This window comes from Thiothrix nivea DSM 5205 (assembly GCF_000260135.1).
GTDB lineage: Bacteria > Pseudomonadota > Gammaproteobacteria > Thiotrichales > Thiotrichaceae > Thiothrix > Thiothrix nivea.
In genome coordinates this window covers 1,373,974-1,391,706 of record NZ_JH651384.1, presented here as the reverse complement: position 1 = coordinate 1,391,706, position 17,733 = coordinate 1,373,974, and the positions used below count along the sequence as shown (strand labels likewise).

The 17,733-nt window shown below is 56.5% G+C and carries 14 protein-coding genes; 6 read left to right on the top strand and 8 right to left on the bottom strand.

What is annotated here, in order from left to right:
- Positions 1–3: 3 nt before the first annotated feature.
- Positions 4–714 carry a bifunctional 2-polyprenyl-6-hydroxyphenol methylase/3-demethylubiquinol 3-O-methyltransferase UbiG gene (gene ubiG / locus THINI_RS07155; RefSeq protein WP_002707963.1) on the bottom strand — a complete coding sequence of 237 codons (711 nt, stop codon included), beginning with the start codon at positions 712–714 and terminating at the stop codon, positions 4–6.
- Positions 711–2,027 carry a TRZ/ATZ family hydrolase gene (locus THINI_RS07150; RefSeq protein WP_002707962.1) on the bottom strand — a complete coding sequence of 439 codons (1,317 nt, stop codon included), beginning with the start codon at positions 2,025–2,027 and terminating at the stop codon, positions 711–713. Before THINI_RS07150 ends, ubiG begins: the two co-directional genes overlap by 4 nt.
- Positions 2,028–2,066: 39 nt before the next feature.
- Here THINI_RS07150 and mtnA point away from each other — a divergent pair, with 39 nt between their 5' ends.
- A complete protein-coding gene (gene mtnA, locus THINI_RS07145) occupies positions 2,067–3,122 on the top strand; it encodes an S-methyl-5-thioribose-1-phosphate isomerase (RefSeq protein WP_002707961.1) in 1,056 nt (351 codons plus the stop codon).
- Here mtnA and THINI_RS07140 read toward each other — a convergent pair.
- Positions 3,115–4,374 (bottom strand): hypothetical protein, encoded by a 1,260-nt coding sequence (locus THINI_RS07140; protein ID WP_002707960.1) that lies wholly within the window; start codon positions 4,372–4,374, stop codon positions 3,115–3,117. The genes mtnA and THINI_RS07140 overlap by 8 nt on opposite strands.
- 62 nt (positions 4,375–4,436) lie before the next feature.
- Between THINI_RS07140 and xerD the strand changes: the two genes are divergently transcribed.
- Both xerD and THINI_RS07130 read left to right on the top strand, forming a co-directional pair.
- Complete coding sequence (gene xerD, locus THINI_RS07135) at positions 4,437–5,375, top strand: site-specific tyrosine recombinase XerD (RefSeq protein WP_002707959.1); 939 nt, start codon at positions 4,437–4,439, stop codon at positions 5,373–5,375.
- Between the two features lie 141 nt (positions 5,376–5,516).
- Positions 5,517–6,254, top strand: a complete 738-nt coding sequence (locus THINI_RS07130) for a DsbC family protein (RefSeq protein WP_002707958.1) — start codon at positions 5,517–5,519, stop codon at positions 6,252–6,254.
- A 57-nt stretch (positions 6,255–6,311) separates the two neighbouring features.
- Here the strand turns inward: THINI_RS07130 and mutS are convergent, their stop codons facing one another.
- Positions 6,312–8,885, bottom strand: coding sequence for a DNA mismatch repair protein MutS (gene mutS, locus THINI_RS07125; RefSeq protein WP_002707957.1), 2,574 nt, complete (start codon positions 8,883–8,885; stop codon positions 6,312–6,314).
- A gap of 155 nt (positions 8,886–9,040) precedes the next feature.
- On the opposite strand from mutS, the gene THINI_RS07120 reads away from it, so the two are divergent.
- Positions 9,041–9,772: a hypothetical protein gene (locus THINI_RS07120; RefSeq protein ID WP_002707956.1), complete on the top strand. Its 732-nt coding sequence runs from the start codon at positions 9,041–9,043 to the stop codon at positions 9,770–9,772.
- Between the two features lie 33 nt (positions 9,773–9,805).
- Here the strand turns inward: THINI_RS07120 and THINI_RS07115 are convergent, their stop codons facing one another.
- The gene (locus THINI_RS07115; RefSeq protein ID WP_002707955.1) at positions 9,806–13,237 is read right to left on the bottom strand and encodes a DEAD/DEAH box helicase; all 3,432 of its coding nucleotides are present in this window, start codon (positions 13,235–13,237) and stop codon (positions 9,806–9,808) included.
- A 128-nt stretch (positions 13,238–13,365) separates the two neighbouring features.
- Entirely contained in the window at positions 13,366–13,779 is a 414-nt protein-coding gene (gene mscL, locus THINI_RS07110) for a large-conductance mechanosensitive channel protein MscL (protein WP_002707954.1), read from the bottom strand.
- Between the two features lie 242 nt (positions 13,780–14,021).
- Between mscL and THINI_RS07105 the strand changes: the two genes are divergently transcribed.
- On the top strand, positions 14,022–14,462 hold the full coding sequence (locus THINI_RS07105; protein WP_002707953.1) for a hemerythrin domain-containing protein: 441 nt from the start codon (positions 14,022–14,024) through the stop codon (positions 14,460–14,462).
- On the opposite strand, the gene moeB is transcribed toward THINI_RS07105, so the two are convergent.
- On the bottom strand, positions 14,434–15,204 hold the full coding sequence (gene moeB, locus THINI_RS07100) for a molybdopterin-synthase adenylyltransferase MoeB (RefSeq protein ID WP_002707952.1): 771 nt from the start codon (positions 15,202–15,204) through the stop codon (positions 14,434–14,436). The genes THINI_RS07105 and moeB overlap by 29 nt on opposite strands.
- A 177-nt stretch (positions 15,205–15,381) precedes the next feature.
- On the opposite strand from moeB, the gene THINI_RS07090 reads away from it, so the two are divergent.
- A complete protein-coding gene (locus tag THINI_RS07090) occupies positions 15,382–16,713 on the top strand; it encodes an SEL1-like repeat protein (RefSeq protein ID WP_002707951.1) in 1,332 nt (443 codons plus the stop codon).
- Here the strand turns inward: THINI_RS07090 and nhaR are convergent.
- Positions 16,710–17,630, bottom strand: coding sequence for a transcriptional activator NhaR (gene nhaR, locus THINI_RS07085; protein ID WP_002707950.1), 921 nt, complete (start codon positions 17,628–17,630; stop codon positions 16,710–16,712). The two genes, THINI_RS07090 and nhaR, sit on opposite strands and share 4 nt — an antisense overlap.
- Between the last annotated feature and the right edge of the window lie 103 nt (positions 17,631–17,733).

Sequence of the window (17,733 nt, the reverse complement as noted above, 5' to 3'; positions counted from 1 at the left end):
CAATCAGTTTTCCTTTTTGAAATGCATGAGGTAATTGACATCAACATCCCGCCCCAGACGATAACTCTGGAACAGCGGATTGTATGTCATCCCCGAGATATTGCGCAGTTCCAGCCCGACGGAACGCGCCCAGCCTTCCAGTTCGGAGGGCTTGATAAATTTGCCGTATTCATGCGTGCCTTTGGGCAACATGTTAAGCACGTATTCCGCGCCGACAATGGCCAGCAGGAATGCCTTGGGGTTGCGGTTGATGGAAGAAAAGAACACGTCGCCACCCGGCTTGACCATGCGGGCGCAGGCGGCAATGACGGATGCAGGGTCGGGGACGTGTTCGAGCATTTCCATGCAGGTGACAGCATCGAACTGGCAGGGGGCTTCTTCCGCCATGGCTTCGGCGCTGATCTGCCGGTAATTGACTTCAACCCTGGATTCAAGCGCGTGCAGCTTGGCAACGGATAACGGGGTTTCACCCATATCGATGCCGGTTACCTGCGCGCCACGCCGCGCCATGCTTTCGGCCAGGATGCCGCCGCCACAGCCCACGTCGATAACCTGTTTGCCCTGTAACCGGACACGGTCGTCGATGTAGTTCAGGCGCAGGGGGTTGATGTCGTGCAGGGGCTTGAATTCGCTGTCACGATCCCACCAGCGCCAGGCCAGTTCTTCAAATTTGCGGATTTCGTTGGGGTCGACGTTGGCGGTTGTGCTAGTCATGGGGTTTCTCCGATTTTTTTGCGCCATTGGCGGGCTTTGGCGATCAGGGCGGTTTCGTCCAGTGTGGTCAGACTGCGGTTTTCCAACAACATCCTGCCTGCTACCCAGACATGGGTAACCTGATCACGGCTGGTGCAGTAAACCAGGTGTGAAACCGGGTCATACAGCGGCTGGCTTTCCAGTGTACCAAGGTTGATGGCGATCATGTCAGCTGCCTTACCAACTTCCAGCGAGCCGATTTCCTGCTCCAGCCCCAAAGCTTTGGCAGCGTTGATGGTGGCCATGCGCAATGCTTGCATGGCGGGTACGACGCTGGCGTCCTGCGCTACGGCTTTGGCAATCAGGGCGGCTGTGCGTATTTCGCCCAGCATATCGAGGTCGTTGTTGCTGGCGTTGCCATCCGTGCCGAGGGCGACATTGACGCCAGCCGTCAACAGTTGCGCTGCCGGGCAGAAACCGCTGGCCAGTTTCAGGTTGGACTCCGGGCAGTGAATGACGTGCGTACCTTTTTGTGCCAGTAACGCAATTTCGTCCTCGCTGAGCTGGGTCATGTGCACGGCGAGGAAATGTTTGTCGAGTAGGCCAAGCTGATTCAGCCGCTCCAGTGGGCGCGCGCCGTTCTGTTCTTGCGCCTGTTGGACTTCAAACGCGGTTTCGTGCACATGCATGTGTACGGGGATGTCCATCTCGCAGGCCAGGTGCAGCAGTTGCTTGAGTGGCTCATCCGACACCGTGTAGGGGGCGTGGGGGGCCAGTGCAGTGGTCAGCAACGGTTTTTCCAGCAACTGGTCGTGCAGGGCAAGCCCTTTTTGCAGGTATTCTTCTGGGCCGCTGCCCCAGGCAGTAGGGAAGTCGATGACGATCAGACCGATGCAGGCGCGGATACCGGCTTCATCCACGGCCTGCGCGGTGGCTTCCGGGAAAAAATACATGTCGTTGAAACAGGTCGTGCCGGAGCGGAGCATTTCGGCAATCGCCAGTTGCGTGCCGTCGTGGACGAATTCGGCATCCGCCCAACGTGCTTCGGCAGGCCATATGTGGTTTTGCAACCAGTCCATCAGCGGCAGGTCGTCAGCCAGCCCTTTCAGCAACGCCATGGCTGCGTGGGTATGCGCATTGACCAGCCCAGGTAGTAAGGCATGTTGCGGTAAAGCGACAATTTTACGCGGGCGGTAGTGTTTTTCTGCCTCAGAGGCAGGCAGGATGCCGACAATCCTGCTATTATTCACAGCCAAAGCGTGGTGTCGCAGAACCTGGTTTTCCGGATTGACCGTAATGATCCATTCGGGAATGATAAGTAATTCAATTTCCATCTGGGTGTTGTAAGATCGCCACTTTAAAGCAACCTATTTATGCTGAAAATCTTCATGAGTCAACACGATTCGATCCGTGCAGTGGAATGGAAGGATAATCATCTGGTGCTGCTCGACCAGCGCAAACTGCCACATAACGAGCAGTTCGTGCAATTGTACAGCGCGGAGGATACTGCTGAAGCTATCCGCAACATGGTGGTACGGGGTGCTCCGGCCATTGGCATTGCCGCTGCTTATGCGGTGGTGATGGCAGCCCGCAAGAGTTACAAGCAGTATCCGAGCGACTGGCGCAACCGGCTGGAAGCTGAAATTGAAACCTTGCGGAACGCCCGCCCCACCGCCGTCAACCTCATGTGGGCACTGAAGCGCATGTGTGCCGAGGTGGAAAATGTTCAAGGTGACCCCGAAGAGCCGCTGCTGGCGCTAGCCCAGCGCCTGCATCAGGAAGACATTGACGCCAACTACCGCATGGGTGAATTGGGCAGCGCCCTGATCGAGCCTTCCCACTCAGTGCTGACCCACTGCAATACCGGCTCACTGGCAACCGGTGGCTATGGCACTGCGCTGGGCGTTATCCGCAGCGCTTACAGTAGCGGCAAGATTGAGCACGTGTATGCTGATGAAACCCGCCCGTGGTGGCAAGGCTCGCGCCTGACTGCCTGGGAACTGGCCAAGGACAAAATCCCTGCCCACTTGTTATGCGACGGCGCTGCCGCTCACCTGATGAAGCAGGGCAAGGTTTCCTGGGTGATTGTCGGTTCCGACCGTATTGCCGCCAATGGCGACGTAGCCAACAAGATTGGCACTTACAGCCTGGCGGTCAATGCCCGTTACCACGGCGTCAAGCTCATGGTGGTTGCCCCAACCAGTACCATCGACCTTGGTACGGCTAGCGGTGATGACATCCCGATTGAGGAACGCCCGCAGGAAGAAGTACTCAACGTCGCCACACAGCGGATTGCCGCCCATCACACCCAGGCATGGAACCCTGCCTTTGACGTGACCCCTGCCTCCCTGGTGGATGCACTGGTGACTGAGAAAGGGGTGGTCGAACACCCCAGTGCCGAAAAAATTGCTGCGTTGATGACTAGCTAGCCATCGTTGCCGTGCCGTAAACACGCTCATGCAGACGGCGGTTCAGCCGCTGCATGTCAGCATCCAGCTCGTAACGGTCTTGCCATTCCGTTTGCCGGAACGGGCGTTCACTGACTGGCAATGATGCGCATTCGTAGGTTTTCCCGTCCGCCGCACCCACTGTCAGGATGCTGACAGGCTGGCCGAAATGGCGCTGGTAAATACGCTCCGGCAGACATTCCTGCAGCACGGGCAATTCTGGCGTGGGCTGTTCCGCCAGATGGATATGGGTCAGTCGGGCATAAGGGTAAAATTCCTGCTCCTCGCTCAGGAACTGGTTGGCTACCCGGTCGTAGTAGCCTTGCCCCATCAACAGGCCACGCTGGGTCAGAATCCACACATGCAGGTATTGCACCCGGTACAGGTTGTGCCCCTTGCGCCCATGTGGGTCGGGTTGCAAGGCGCTCAGGCTGACATGGTTGGCATCCAGCAGCAAATGCTTGATGGCGCTGCCGGATTGCGCTGCCAACGGTGTTTGCAGGTAGCCCCAACTTTCGGTAATGAAGCCTTCCCATTGGCGGTTTTTGAGGGTGAGGGCAAGATCGCCCAGCTCATGTGGGGCCAGTGTCTGCAACAAGGTATTGCGGAACAGGTGTTCTACCGCCAGCTGGTATTGCTGCTGCATGTGTTCCAGACCGGCGGGGCGAGGCAAGTTGTCTAGCTGTTGCGCTATCTTGTCTGTCTGGCTGGCCAGTACCTGCCATTCGTGGTGATGTTGGCGCAATTGCGCCTGGGTTTGGTGGATTTTGACTTCGGACACATACCAATACCAAGCCAGGGCAATGATCGGTATGGCCGGCAGTATGAAGTGGCCACGCATCACTAGGAAAATGACCATGAAAAAAATGCTGGCGAACAGGATCAGGCGGGGGGAATTGAGGGTGCGCAGGCGTTGCTGCAATGCTGCTACTTCCTGCTCCAGTTGTTGCTGGTAATTGATATGGGGCAGTTGCAGAGGGTCAGGCGAGTAGAAAAACCGCCACCGCTCGCCATAGTTTGTATCGCTGCCGACAGCCAGCAATTCCCTGGCATTTTGTTGCCCGCACGCATGGTTGGAGAAAATCGGGTAAGCCAACGCTTCATCGGGGAAGTGCTGGTATTCGCCTACTGCTGGCGGTTCCATTGATGCCTCTTCTTGTTGCTTGCGTTGCTCCTGGAATTCCCGCAGCATGTAATGCGACATCAACAGGGTCTGATAGTCATTATTAGCCATTATTGTTAGTACCTTGGATGTGGATAGAGGATGCCTAAATTTCATTCTCCCCGGATAAGACAATGAAACCCGAAAAAAAATCCCCAGCCGCTATCATTCGTTCAAAATGCCTGAATCAGGCATTAATTGACCGTTTTCTGGATGAATTTTGGTCGGAGCGGGGCGTGAGCCGTAATACCCTGGCCAGCTATGAACGCGATCTGCGCCTGTTATGCCACTGGCTGGATGGGCGGGGAATGGCGCTTGACCAAGCCAGCCGTGGCGATTTGCTGGAATACTTGGCTATCCGCGTGCGCGAAGGGGCAAAAGCGTCCTCGACTGCCCGTTTGTTGTCCAGCTTGCGGCGTTTTTACCGCTGGCAGGTGCGGGAAAACTTGCGTAAGGATGACCCTTCCGCTCAGATTGAAACACCGAAACAGGGCAGGATGTTGCCCGGTTCGCTGGCGGAGTCGGAGGTTGAGGCACTGTTGCAGGCTCCGGATACTGGCAACCCGCTGGGCTTGCGCGACCGTGCCATGCTGGAACTGCTATACGCCACCGGCTTGCGGGTTTCCGAACTGGTGGGTATCCGTTTGGGGGAGATGATGTTGCAAAACGGCATAGTCCGCATTACCGGCAAGGGCAACAAGGAACGACTGGTGCCGATGGGCGAGGAGGCTCACGACTGGGTGCAGACCTATTTACGCGATGCCCGCCCGCTGCTGGTGGAAGGCAAGGAGCTGGATGAACACGTATTTGTCACCAACCGTGGTACTGGCATGACGCGGCAGATGTTCTGGGTGCTGATTCAGCGCTATGCGACGGAAGCGGGCATGGTGCGGCATATTTCCCCCCATACCCTGCGCCATGCGTTTGCCACTCACCTGTTGAACCACGGGGCGGATTTGCGGGTAGTGCAAATGTTGCTCGGCCACAGTGACCTTTCCACCACGCAGATTTACACCCATGTCGCAAAGGCGCGTTTGCAGGAATTGCACCGCCAACACCATCCGCGTGGCTGAGGCGGGAACTTGCTGCGGCTGCATCCATCCAAACTGGGGAAACGTATACACACTACAGTAAGGCATGGTAATGTACTATGCCTATGTGATTAAACAATAAGCAATTTCGCAGTATCCATTTTTATTTCAGGAACTAAAGAGATGATGTACAAGAAGATGATTCTGGGCGCGGTGGTTGGCATGGCGCTGCTGGCCAATGGGGCGATGGCTGATGATGTACCAGCCGATCTTGGCGAAAAGATGAAACCCTTGTTTGGTGGCGCACCGGATTCCCTCAAGTCAACGCCGTTGCCGGGTATTTTCGAGGCTAAATTCGGCGGTGAAATCATTTACGTCAGCGCGGATGCGCGCTATGTGCTGGCCGGTGACCTGATTGATGCCCAGACCAAAACCAGCCTGACGGAAGAGTCCCGATCGTCTGACCGTCAGGCCATCATGAAAGACATTGACGTCGGCAAGACCATCGAGTTCAAGGCCAAGGGCGAGGAAAAGCATGTCTTGTACGCCTTTACCGATGTGGACTGCCCGTTCTGTGTCAAGCTGCACAAGGAAGTCCCGGCCCTCAATGAAAAGGGTGTAACAGTCCGTTATCTGGCGTATCCGCGTGCGGGAGTCGGTTCACCGGCTTACAAGAAAATGGTGAATATCTGGTGTGCTGACAACAAGCAGGAAGCCATGACCAAGGTAAAAAGTGGTGAAACCATCGAAGCCAAGGAATGCGAAAACCCGGTGGCGGCTGATTTTGAACTGGGCCGGAAACTGGGCGTGAATGGCACGCCAGCGCTGGTGACGGCGGATGGCCTGATGATCCCGGGTTTCCGTCCGGCTGACCAGCTGGTCAAGATGCTGGATTCACAGGATAAGACCAAGACGAATTGATGGCGGGAGTTACCCCTATCCCCGACCCCTTCCCCCGGAAGGGGGAGGTAGATTCGCCTATCCTTTCAATAATCTCCGTAACTGATATAGCTCATCCAGTGCCTGCCGTGGGGTCAGGTCATCGGGGTCGATGGCTTCCAGCGCGGCCTTCACTTTTTCCGCGATTTCATCTTTAGGTTCTGGTGGTGTGCCAAACATTAGCGGCAGGGTTTGGCCTTGCTGCGGGGCTTGCTGGCTGTGCTTTTCCAGCGATACCAGTTTCTTTCTGGCCTGAGCGATCACGGGTTTGGGTACGCCCGCCAGTTGCGCTACCTGCAAGCCGTAACTCTGGTTGGCAGGGCCTTCCTTGACCGCATGTAAAAACACGATCTTGTCGCCGTGTTCAATCGCGTCGATATGGACGTTGACGATGGTGCTGATCTGTTCCGGCAAAACCGTCAGCTCAAAGTAGTGGGTAGCGAACAGGGTGAAAGCCTTGCGTTCACGCGCCAGATATTCCGCGAATGCCCAGGCCAGCGACAGGCCGTCGAAGGTGCTGGTGCCGCGCCCAATTTCGTCCATCAGCACCAAGCTGTGGGCGGTGGCGTTGTTGAGGATGTTGGCGGCTTCGGTCATTTCCACCATGAAGGTCGAGCGCCCGGTGCTGAGGTCGTCGTGTGCGCCGATGCGGGTGAAAATGCGGTCGATGTTGCCGATACGGGCGGTTTGCGCAGGCACGTAGCTACCAATATGCGCCAGCAGCACGATTAGCGCGACCTGGCGCATGTAAGTGGATTTACCGCCCATGTTGGGGCCGGTGATCATCAGCATCCGGCGGCGTGAGTCCATGTACAGGTCGTTGGGGACGAAGGGCGCATCGAGGGTGCGTTCGACAACCGGGTGGCGTCCGCCTTCAATCTGGATGCCTGAGCCTTCCACCAGTGCGGGGCAGTTGTAATTGAGGGTGCTGGCGCGTTCGGCGAAATTGCCCAGCACGTCCAGTTCGGCAATGGCTTGGGCGCTTTGGCGCAGCGGAAGCAGGTGTTCGGCCAGTGTGCGCAACAGGTCTTCGTAGATGGCTTTTTCCCGCGCCAGTGAACGTTCGCGGGCGGAGAGCACCTTGTCTTCAAACTTTTTCAGTTCCGGCAGGATGAAGCGTTCCACCCCCTTAAGGGTCTGGCGGCGGATGTAGTCGGCGGGAATGCGGCTGAGCTGGCTTTGCGGCACTTCCACGTAATAGCCATGCACGCGGTTGTAGGCGACTTTGAGTTTGTCGATGCCGGTACGGGCTTTTTCGCGTGTTTCCAGATCCAGCAGGTACTGGTCAGCGTTTTCGCTAAGGTTGCGCAGTTCGTCGAGTTCAGCGTCGAAACCGCTGGCAATGACGCCGCCGTCACGGATCACGACCGGTGGATTGTCAATGATGGCGCTGTCCAGCAGGTGGCGGAGTTCTGCGTGCGGGTTGATGTCCTGCAATAAAGCTTGCAGACGCGGGTTATCCAACGGCTGGATTTGCGCATGGATGTGCGGCAGGACATGCAGTGAATCGCGCAGGGTGGACAGGTCACGCGGGCGGGCGGAACCGAGCGCGATGCGGCTGGCGATGCGTTCGATGTCGCCGATACCGCGCAGGGTATTGTGCAGGTCTTCGTAGCGGTATTGTTCCAGTAACGTGCCAACGGCCTGATGGCGGTTGCGCAAGGTGTTGCGGTCGCGCAGCGGCTTGTTCAGCCAGCGGCGTAACAGGCGGCTGCCCATGCTGGTGGCAGTCTTGTCGATCACCGAAATCAGGGTGTTTTTGTGTTCGCCGCTGAGGCTGCTTTCCAGTTCCAGATTGCGGCGGCTGGCAGCGTCGAGGATGATGCCTTCGTCGCTCAGCTCCACCGTCAGGCTGTTGATGTGGGGCAGGGCGGTGCGCTGGGTTTCCTGCACGTAGTTGAGCAAGGCTCCGGCGGCGGTGATGGCCAGCGGCAGATGGTCGCAGCCGAAGCCGGAGAGATCGTGAGTGCCGAATTGGCGCAGTAACAGGCGTTGGGCTGTTTCGCGGTCGAAATGCCAGGTGGGGCGGGCAGTGCAGTGGTGGTTACGGGAGAAGGCTGGCCGCCAGTCTTCGTCGTGCAGGATTTCCGCCGGTTGCAGGCGTTCGATTTCATTGTGCAGGGTGGTGTCGGACTCGGCTTCCTGCACGGTGAAGCGGCCTGTGCTGAGGTCGATGCAGGCGATACCGTAGGTTTTCCCCCCTTTTTCCCCGCATACGGCCATCAGCAGGTTGTCGCGGCGGTCGTCCAGCAGGTAGTCATCTGTAACTGTGCCGGGGGTGAGCAGGCGGGTGATCTTGCGTTCGACCGGGCCTTTGGATTTGGCCGGGTCACCAACCTGTTCGCAAATGGCAACGGATTCGCCCAGCTTTAGCAGTTTGGCGAGGTATTGTTCTACCGCATGGTAGGGTACGCCTGCCATCGCTATGGGTTCGCCGCCGGAGGAACCGCGCGAGGTGAGGGTGATGTCCAACAGGGCTGCGGCTTTTTTCGCATCCTCCATGAACAGTTCGTAGAAATCCCCCATGCGGTAGAACAAGAGGATGTCGGGGTATTCGGCCTTGATGCGTAGGTATTGCTGCATCATCGGGGTGTGTTGCGTCTCTTTGCTCATGTCTGACCGGGGCTGCAAATCAAGGGGTGAAGTTTAGCAGTAATCCGCTGGAGGCGGGAATGCAGGCCAAGTGAGCTAAGTTTGACATTGATAATCATCAAAACAGCTTGTAGTGTACATTGGTGATCTTTTTTACTGAAAAGAGGGAGTTTGTTATGAGGAATGGGCTGAAATCAGTAGCAGTCGCCATGTTGCTGATGGCAACTTTTCCGGTGGCGGTGACAATTGCCCACGCCGATGACTGGCGCAAAGGCGCTGAAGGCCGTGAAGTCGATTGTCTGTTGCAAGTCAAAGGCAAAACCTACCTGAAGGGTACCTGCATGTACGATGCTGACAAGGATGGCTCTTTCCGTCTGTTTGGCGACAAGTATTTTGTTTATCTGGGTACGCTTGATGACGGGTATGCCAACGTGTCCTGGAATGGTAAGTCGCAGGCATCCCATGCCCAGGAATTGTTGGGTGAGGACTTCAAGCGCGATGGTGCGTGCTGGGTTGGCAAGCAAGGCAAAGTCTGCGCATGGGATAAGCAGCCCGCCAAGCCTAAAAGCAGCAAGAAAGCGGCAGAGCGCATCAAATTTGCCAAAGGCGCGGTCAGCGCTGTGGTTAGTGGCAAACTATCCGGTTTTGATGATGAAAAGAACTTCGTCATTGAAGTAGGTAAAGGCCAAACCATGACAGTAGAGCAACTGGACAAGAAAAGTGCCGGAACTGTCTCTATCTATATCACTGATCCCAAAGGTGAGAATGCCAACGATCTGGACCTTTCCTGCCATAGCCGTGCAACCGTCGAACCCACTCTGGCGGGTGATTACGCAATCCAGTTGGTTGAATGCAAAAAGGCTGACCCGTGGAGTGGCAAGTTCACTGTCAAGGTTACTGTGAAGTAAACAGGCTTGGCAGTTGTACCCGCTGCGGCAAGACTATTGCTCCAGCGGTTTCAGCAAATCCATCAGGTCGTCGGAACTGAAATGTACCCCTTCCCGTGTTTCGCTGTCGGAATACAGGCCGTCCGCCAGCGCCTGTTTCTTTTCCTGTAATTTGAGGATTTTTTCTTCCACCGTGTCTTCGGTGATGAGTTTGTAGACGAATACGGGTTTGTCCTGCCCGATTCGGTGGGCGCGGTCGGTAGCTTGTTGTTCCACCGCCGGGTTCCACCAGGGGTCATAGTGGATCACGGTGTCGGCAGCGGTCAGATTGAGGCCAGTGCCGCCTGCTTTCAGGCTGATCAGGAATACCTTGGCGTCGCCTTCCTGAAAAGCAGCAATGGCTTCGTCGCGGTTCTTGGTCTGGCCGGTTAGCTTGCTGTAAACGATGCCAGCTTTTTCCAGCTCTTCCTCGATCAGCGCCAGCATAGAGGTGAACTGCGAAAACAGCAGCACCTTGCGGCCTTCTTCCAACATTTCCGGCAGCAGGGTCATCAGCAATTCCAGCTTGGCGGATTGTTTGACTTTCTGAGCCTTTTCCAGCTTGACCAGACGCGGGTCGCAGCACACCTGACGCAGCTTGAGCAGGGCGTCGAGGATCATGATCTGGCTGCGGGCGAACCCTTTGCGGCTGATTTCGTCCTGTACCTTTTTGTCCATCGCCAGTCGTACAGTTTCGTACAGGTCGCGTTGTTTGCCTTCCAGGGTGGCGCTGCGGATGATGTCACTCTTGGGTGGCAGTTCATGGGCGACCAATTCCTTGGTGCGGCGCAGCATGAAGGGTTGCACACGTTTGCGCAGTTGCCACTGGCGGTCGCCATCGCCCTGCTTTTCAATCGGGGTGCGGAACAGGCGGGTGAACTTGTCGTGCTGGCCGAGGAAGCCGGGCATCAGGAAATGGAACATCGACCACAGTTCGCCGAGGTGATTTTCCAGTGGGGTGCCGGTCAGGCATAGGCGATGGTTTGCCTTCAAGCCGTAAATGATCTGGGTGGTGCGGGCAGCGGCGTTCTTGATCGCTTGCGCTTCATCCAGGATCAGGTAATGGAAAATGTGTTTCAGGTATTGCTCTTCATCGCGCACCATCAGCGGGTAGGTGGTGAGGATCAGGTCATAATCACCGAAGCTGTCGAAATGCCTGTGCCGGTCAGTACCGTGGATAATTTGCACCCGCAAGTCAGGGGTGAAGCGTGCCGCCTCGCGCCGCCAGTTGCCCATCAGGCTGGTGGGGGCGACCACCAGGGCGGGTTCCTGCAAACGCCCGGATTGTTTTTCCAGCAATAAATGGGCAAGGGTTTGGAGGGTTTTGCCCAGCCCCATGTCGTCGGCGAGGATGCCGTTGAATTGGTATTCGCGCAGGAATTGCAGCCAGTTCAGACCTTCGTGCTGGTAGGGGCGCAGGTCGGCGTTCAAGCCTTCCGGCAGCGCTACCGGCTGGATGCCCTGGAAGTCGCGCAGTTTTTGTGTCAAGGCCAGCAGTTCTTCCGCGCCTTTCCATCTCATGCCGGGGGCGTTGAGCAGTTCGCCGAGGCTGGTTCCCTGGTATTTGCTCAGTTCCAGGTTGCCGTTAGCATTGAGCGGTTGCTGGTCGTAGAGTTCCACCAGGGTGTCGAGGATGCCGCCAATGCGTTGCGCTTCCAATTTGGCCCAGCGGTTGCCCGCTAGTGGCACAAACAGGTAGGGCTGGCGTTGCAGCAGTTCACGCAGTGCCTGCGGGCTTTCCATGTCGTGCAGCATGTTGACCAGGATTGGCAGCAGGTTGATGCGCTGGCCTTCGATCTCGAAGCCGAGGCTGATTTCAAACCAGTCGTTACCGGTTTCGCTTTCTTCCCAGGCGGCGTCGAGGTCGCCCACCACGTCGAATTGCAGGTCGAAATTGTCATCCAGGGTGATGTCCCAGCCCTCGTGCCGCAGCGCTGCCACGCCGTGGTCAAGGAAATCGTGCCAGCGCAGGGCGGTCAGGCCGGGGTTGTCTGGGTGCATCAGCAGTTCTAGCCGTTTGAGGTGGCTGAAACGGTTGGAGGCGGGTTCAAAGCCGTATTCTTCCAGTGCTTCCAGCGCGGCCTGTTCGCCAGCCATGTCGCGCTGGATGCGGTAACGTTTGCCACCAGTTTTCAGCAAGCTGCTGGCCTTGTTCTGCTCAGGTTGCAGCAGTTTGCCACCGTAATTGAAACGCAGGCTGGCAATCGGGGTGGCAGTATCGGTGTCCGGGAGGGTGGTGGTGCGAAGGTAAAGTTCTGGTACTAATTCGGCCTGTACTTCTTCAATTTGCTGGAGGACGTTGGGGGAGGGGGTAGGAATGTCAGTATCAGGCAAGATTTCCAGCAAACGCTCACTGACGGAATCCACCTGTGCAGGAGGGATGGGCGGCGCGTTGAGGAATTTTTCCACTTGTGCGGGTGTCAGGTCGGGGTGTTCCAACCATCCGCAGGTCAGGTTGAGGTTGTCGATGTACCAGAGTTTGCCATTCAGCCAGAAATGCTTGTCGATGGGAATATCCGGCTCCAGCGCGGTAACATATTCCCCCTGCGCATTTTCTCGCCACTGAAACTGGAAATTGATAACGTCACCATAGTGCAAGGGCTGGTTGTTACGCTGCCAGGTGTCGATATTGGCCCAGAAAGCGCGCCCGGTTTTCAGGACTTCGAGCAGGACTTGTTCGCCCGCTTTGCCGGTTAATGTGCCCTTGTTCCAGTGATGCAGGAAGCGCATTCCGGGCAGGGCCAGCAGCTGGGCAATCATCAGGTCTTGCGGCTCGTACTGGTAATTGCGCGCCCGGTAAGGCGTCAGTAGGGATTCCAGTTGCACGTGGCCAGGCTTGCCGTAGCCGCCTTTTTTCAGCACGTTGGCCCGGTAAAGGCTGAGCGTGATCAGGTCGGGGTGATGAGCCTCGGAACCCAGCAGGTAAAGCAGGTTGGCATGGGGTTCATTCAGCTCGTCAGCAGCATAGATGGATAAGGGCGCTTGGTCGGCGCTGCCTAGCGACTGCAGCCATGTATCTATTGGCGATCGGGTGACAGGTTTGACCGCAGCGGTGGGCATGGTAGCGGCCAGGAAGCTGGGTGCGGGCTTACGCTGTGGCTCACGGGCTTTTTGCTTGCGGGCATGGTCAAGGTATTCAAACAGGGCAGCGACCGCGTGCTTGCAGCCTACGGTGACGGGGCAGGTACAGACCCCGGTGATCCAGCGTGGGGATAGATCGTTATAGTTGACAGTAGTGACGTAGGGGTTCTGGTTGCTGCCTTGCACTTTGGCGGTGATGGAAACATTGCCGTTGCTGATTTTTTCTGCGCGAAAACTGATGACCCTTCCAGTATCAAAGTATTCGATGCCGCGCTGGATGGTGGTTGTGTCGAAAACGTTGAACAGGACGGTTTGGGGCAGGTTGTTATCGGCAAGCAGGTCGAGATGTTTCGTTTTAAGGTGCATTTCGTTTAGTTGTCTACCAGACTGGAATTTTGTCCGACAGACATTGTGCAATGCCGGGCTGGGTTTGTCACGGCAAGATCGTGCAGGCGGGGACAAAGGGCGTGATGGCTACGCCCTTTGCACAGGGCTTATTGCTTTTTCAGCAAGTCACGGATTTCTCCCAGCAGCACTTCTTCATTGGAAGGGGCTGGTGGTGTTTCAGGAGCGGCTTCCTGTTTGCGCTTGAGCTTGTTCATGGCCTTGATGGCGATGAAAATGGCCAGCGCCACAATAACGAAATCAAAAACGGTCTGGATGAATGTGCCATACGCCAGCATCAGATCCGGTACGGGCGGATTCGCATTCGGGTCGCCAGCTTTCAGCAGGATGCCCATTTTGGTGAAATCAACCCCACCAACCAGCAGGCCGATGAGTGGCATGGCGATACCTTCGACAAAAGCAGAGACAATTTTTCCGAATGCAGCCCCAATGATCACGCCAACGGCGAGATCCACCACATTACCCTTCATGGCAAACTCTTTGAATTCGCTTACAAAGCTCATGCATACCTCCAATTATTGATTGATTAAACCCGTATATCTGACAGGACGAATGTGATTCCAGCCTGCATCAATGGAGGGTAGCTCACTGCGGGCAATCTGCCACGTTTTTTCCGATAATGGTCAAGCTTTCCGGCATGAAAGCGCAGGCACTGATATCGCTTGATAAATATCAAGCCGGTTTGTAGCAGAGTGGGTATCCTGCACCAGGTAAAATCCAGTTTGCGCACCACAGGAGGACAATAATGATTTCGTTTAATGAGTTGAATGCCCAGAATGACAAAATTACCGAGCTTTCCAATGTACTGAGTTATCTGATTGATGACCGGGCGGTATGCGACACCAGCGTGACATGTGAGTTGTTTTTTGACTATGTGGACAGGGTACGCATGCATCTGGATGTTGAGGAGCGGGAGTTGTACCAGGCGTTGTTGAGCCACAAGGATAACAAGGTGTGCAACACTGCACGGATGTTCCTGTCCGGTTCTGGCGAAATCAAACGTGTCTTCAGCCAATACCTGAAGCGTTGGTGCAAGAACAAGGAATTGCGCATCAAGGATCATGCCCAGTTCGTCAAGGAAACCCGTGAAATGTTTGAGCTGGTGCTGCGCCGGATCGAGGATGAAGTTGAGCGCTTGTACCCGACGGTGCGCGATGTCAATCAGGGCTGGGGGGCAACGGCCTAGCCCCGCTATTGCAGACCGGGCAGGCATTGTCACGCCGCAAACGCATTTCCCGCCAGGCCATCCGTTTGGCGTCCAGCAACAGCAAACGGCCATGCAGGGTAGGCAAACCCAGCAATGCCTTGAGCGTTTCCGTTGCTTGGATGCTGCCGATAATGCCCGCCACCGGTGCAAGGATGCCGGTGGTGGAACAGGTATCCTCCGTTTCGCCTTCCTCCCCGTACAGGCAGTGGTAGCAGGCAGTGCCCGGCTGGCGGAAATCAAACGTGGTCACCTGGCCTTCCATGCGGATGACAGCCCCCAAAACCAATGGTTTGCCTGAACGTTGACAGGCAAGGTTGAGGTCAAAACGGGTCGGGAAATTGTCGCTGCAGTCAACTACTGCATCGTGCGCGGCCACCTGTGCCAGCAGTTGCCCAAAATCCAGTTTTTGCTGGATGGTGCGGACTTGTATGTGTGGGTTCAGGGCTTGCGCGGCACGCGCGGCTGAGGCCACCTTGGCATGGCCGATGCTTGCGGTGTCGTGGATGATTTGCCGTTGCAGGTTGCTCAAATCCACCGTGTCAAAATCCACCAGTGTCAACTGGCCAACACCCGCCGCCGCCAGGTAGAGTGTGACCGGCGCGCCTAACCCACCCAAACCGATAACCAGTACGCGGGCTGCTTGCAAGCGTTCCTGCCCGCCGACATCAATATCAGGCAGCAGGATCTGGCGGCTATACCGGAGCAAGAGTTCATCATTCATGTGCCTAGTCTAGGCGAGTTTGCGTGGGGTGGGAAAGTTTTTGCAGCCCGTCGGGAAACCGGGTGGTGTTCATCCACGGTTAGGCTGTTTGTCCGTATAACTGGCTTTATGCATACATGCTGATAAACCATGTCCATCATTCTAAACCGTACAGCTTGATCGTAGACCAGGGCCGCCATGAAAACCATAGGAACAACACATTGGGGTTTTTCCCTGTTAACCTCCCAAATACTGCTGTTGGGCATTGCCTGCTCCATGCTGCCTACATCAGCCTCTGCTGCCAATCGGGACATTGCCCCACCAACGCCAGTCAACATGAGTGAAGCCGCGCCGCCGTGGGCCAACTTGCCGTCGGCGGGTGCTGAAACGGCAGCTCCCGTAGAGGCAGCGCCTGCAGTTGCCGCCGCACCCGCAACGGTAGAGTCTGGTTCCAGCGTGGAAAGCTGGTACCGCAACCGCCGCCCTTCCACCGGCAACCCGCAGGACTCACTGTCAGCCCTGCAAAGTGCCGCGCAGGCAGGTGATGCCAGTGCCCAATACCGCTTGGCTATGCAATTGCGTGGTAGTGACAATCCCAACGCTGACATCAAAAAGTCCCTGGATTGGCAGCAACGTGCTGCCGTTGGTGGGAATGCCGAAGCCCAATATGGTTTGGGTGTTCTCTACGCCAATGGCCAATATGTCCCGGCAGATAACAACCTTGCACGCAACTGGTTCCAGAAAGCGGCGCAGCAAGGGCATGTCGCCGCCAAACTCGCCTTGGTATCGCTGAACAATGGTTCATCCGCCCTGGCGGTTGCTGCTTCCACCCAATTGCGTAACGATGCTGAACCAGTCAGGTTGGCGGCCCAGCCAGCAGTGCCGGTTGCGCCGTCTCCGCCTGCCGCAGGCACCACGCAAAAGCTTGCCGCCCTACAACTGGAGGAATCCCCGTCTGCTGCTGCGCTAGCCGAGCCATCTGCACCACCGATGCTGATGCCCAAAACAGCACCGCTGGCTGACCCGGCCAGCCGCCCGGAACCTGCGCTCATGAACGCCTCCCTGCAAACGCCTGCGGATAACGGTTCCGGCGCATCCGCCAGCATGGATTTGACGGGTATTGAGCCAGCCGTTGTGAAGCAGTCAGCCGAAGCAGGCGACAAGCAGGCGCAACTGATGCTGGGAACCATGTACGAAGACGGCGTGGGTGGTCTGCCCTCTGATTTGCGCGAAGCTGCCTACTGGTATGAGCAGGCCGCACGTCAGGGCTACCCGAAAGCCCAGTACAACCTTGGCCTGTTGTATGAGGATGGCCGTGGCGTAAAACAGGATCACAAACAGGCAGCCTATTGGTATGACAAAGCCGCCCGTGCCGGGTTTGGGGAAGCGCAGAACAACCTTGGTGTTTTGTTTGTCCTCGGCAAGGGCGTGAATAAAAACCCCAAGCGTGCCGAACAACTGTTCACGGAGGCCGCCCGCAGTGGTAACGCCGACGCCCGGCGCAATCTGGATATGTTGCGTAAGAGCTAATTGCTATTGGCCTTGCGAACCCTGCCCTTGCGTAACCAGTCCTGTGCGTGTTTGGTAATTGCCATCACCGCAGGGTGGGTAATGCGCCGTTCTACCGAAATCGCAAAAAACTGCTCATTAATATCCTCAGCCCGCCCCAGCAATTCCACCGGGGCTTCCTGCATCATGGTGGCTTCCAGCGCAGTAGGTGCGACAAATACGCCCGTACCAGCCTGGCCGAAGGCTTTCATCAACGCGCTGTCATCGAATTCGCCGACGATCCGTGGGTGAACCTGTTGCTGATGGAACCACTCCCGCAACTTGCTGCGTACCGCCGTTCCCTCGCTGGGGATCAGTAGCGGAGCACCATCCAGACAGTAGGGGAAATCACCTTGCAATTGCTCCCGCACGGCTTTTCCCGCGAAGAAACTGATGCTGCTGGAACCCAATTCGTGGTTGAAACCACGCACGTTCATGGTCGGTGGCATCGGGCTGTCGGCAATGACCAGTTCCATGCGGTGCACGGCCAGTTCCGCCAGCAAGTCGGGCAGCTTGCCTTCGGTACAGACGATGTGGATGGGTTTTGACAGGTTCATTGCCGGTTCCAGCAGCCGGTAGGCGATGGATTTGGGTACGACATCCGACACGCCTACCCGGAACACTTGAGCACCATCTTTGGGGTAGTGCTTGATCGCTTCTTCCAGCAATTCCCCGATCTGGAAGATTTCATCGGCGTATTTCAAGGCTACCTGACCAGCTTCGGTTAATTCCAGATGGCGGCCATTGCGCTGGAACAGTTTGGTTTCCAGGGATTCTTCCAGCATCGTCAGTTGTCCGCTGATGGTTTGCGGCATCAGGTGCAGGCTTTCACTGGCGCGTGCAATGCTGCCGACTGTCGCCACTTCGCGGAAATAGTACAGGTGTTTGTAGTTGAGCATATCCGGCCACCCAATTCTTCGGTTTTTTCGATGTATTTATGTATCAAATTCGACTTTTTCTTATCATCGTGTCGCCGTATAGTTCTTGTCAAGGATTCATGAA

Excerpts from the sequence above, each read along its gene's own strand:
- nhaR (WP_002707950.1), bottom strand. The coding sequence starts at position 17,630 with ATGCTCAACTACAAACACCTGTACTATTTCCGCGAAGTGGCGACAGTC.
- THINI_RS07150 (WP_002707962.1), bottom strand. The coding sequence starts at position 2,027 with ATGGAAATTGAATTACTTATCATTCCCGAATGGATCATTACGGTCAAT.
- THINI_RS07115 (WP_002707955.1), bottom strand. The coding sequence starts at position 13,237 with ATGCACCTTAAAACGAAACATCTCGACCTGCTTGCCGATAACAACCTG.
- THINI_RS07105 (WP_002707953.1), top strand. The coding sequence starts at position 14,022 with ATGATTTCGTTTAATGAGTTGAATGCCCAGAATGACAAAATTACCGAG.
- ubiG (WP_002707963.1), bottom strand. The coding sequence starts at position 714 with ATGACTAGCACAACCGCCAACGTCGACCCCAACGAAATCCGCAAATTT.
- THINI_RS07140 (WP_002707960.1), bottom strand. The coding sequence starts at position 4,374 with ATGGCTAATAATGACTATCAGACCCTGTTGATGTCGCATTACATGCTG.
- mtnA (WP_002707961.1), top strand. The coding sequence starts at position 2,067 with ATGCTGAAAATCTTCATGAGTCAACACGATTCGATCCGTGCAGTGGAA.
- moeB (WP_002707952.1), bottom strand. The coding sequence starts at position 15,204 with ATGAATGATGAACTCTTGCTCCGGTATAGCCGCCAGATCCTGCTGCCT.
- xerD (WP_002707959.1), top strand. The coding sequence starts at position 4,437 with ATGAAACCCGAAAAAAAATCCCCAGCCGCTATCATTCGTTCAAAATGC.
- THINI_RS07090 (WP_002707951.1), top strand. The coding sequence starts at position 15,382 with ATGAAAACCATAGGAACAACACATTGGGGTTTTTCCCTGTTAACCTCC.
- THINI_RS07130 (WP_002707958.1), top strand. The coding sequence starts at position 5,517 with ATGATGTACAAGAAGATGATTCTGGGCGCGGTGGTTGGCATGGCGCTG.
- mscL (WP_002707954.1), bottom strand. The coding sequence starts at position 13,779 with ATGAGCTTTGTAAGCGAATTCAAAGAGTTTGCCATGAAGGGTAATGTG.
- mutS (WP_002707957.1), bottom strand. The coding sequence starts at position 8,885 with ATGAGCAAAGAGACGCAACACACCCCGATGATGCAGCAATACCTACGC.
- THINI_RS07120 (WP_002707956.1), top strand. The coding sequence starts at position 9,041 with ATGAGGAATGGGCTGAAATCAGTAGCAGTCGCCATGTTGCTGATGGCA.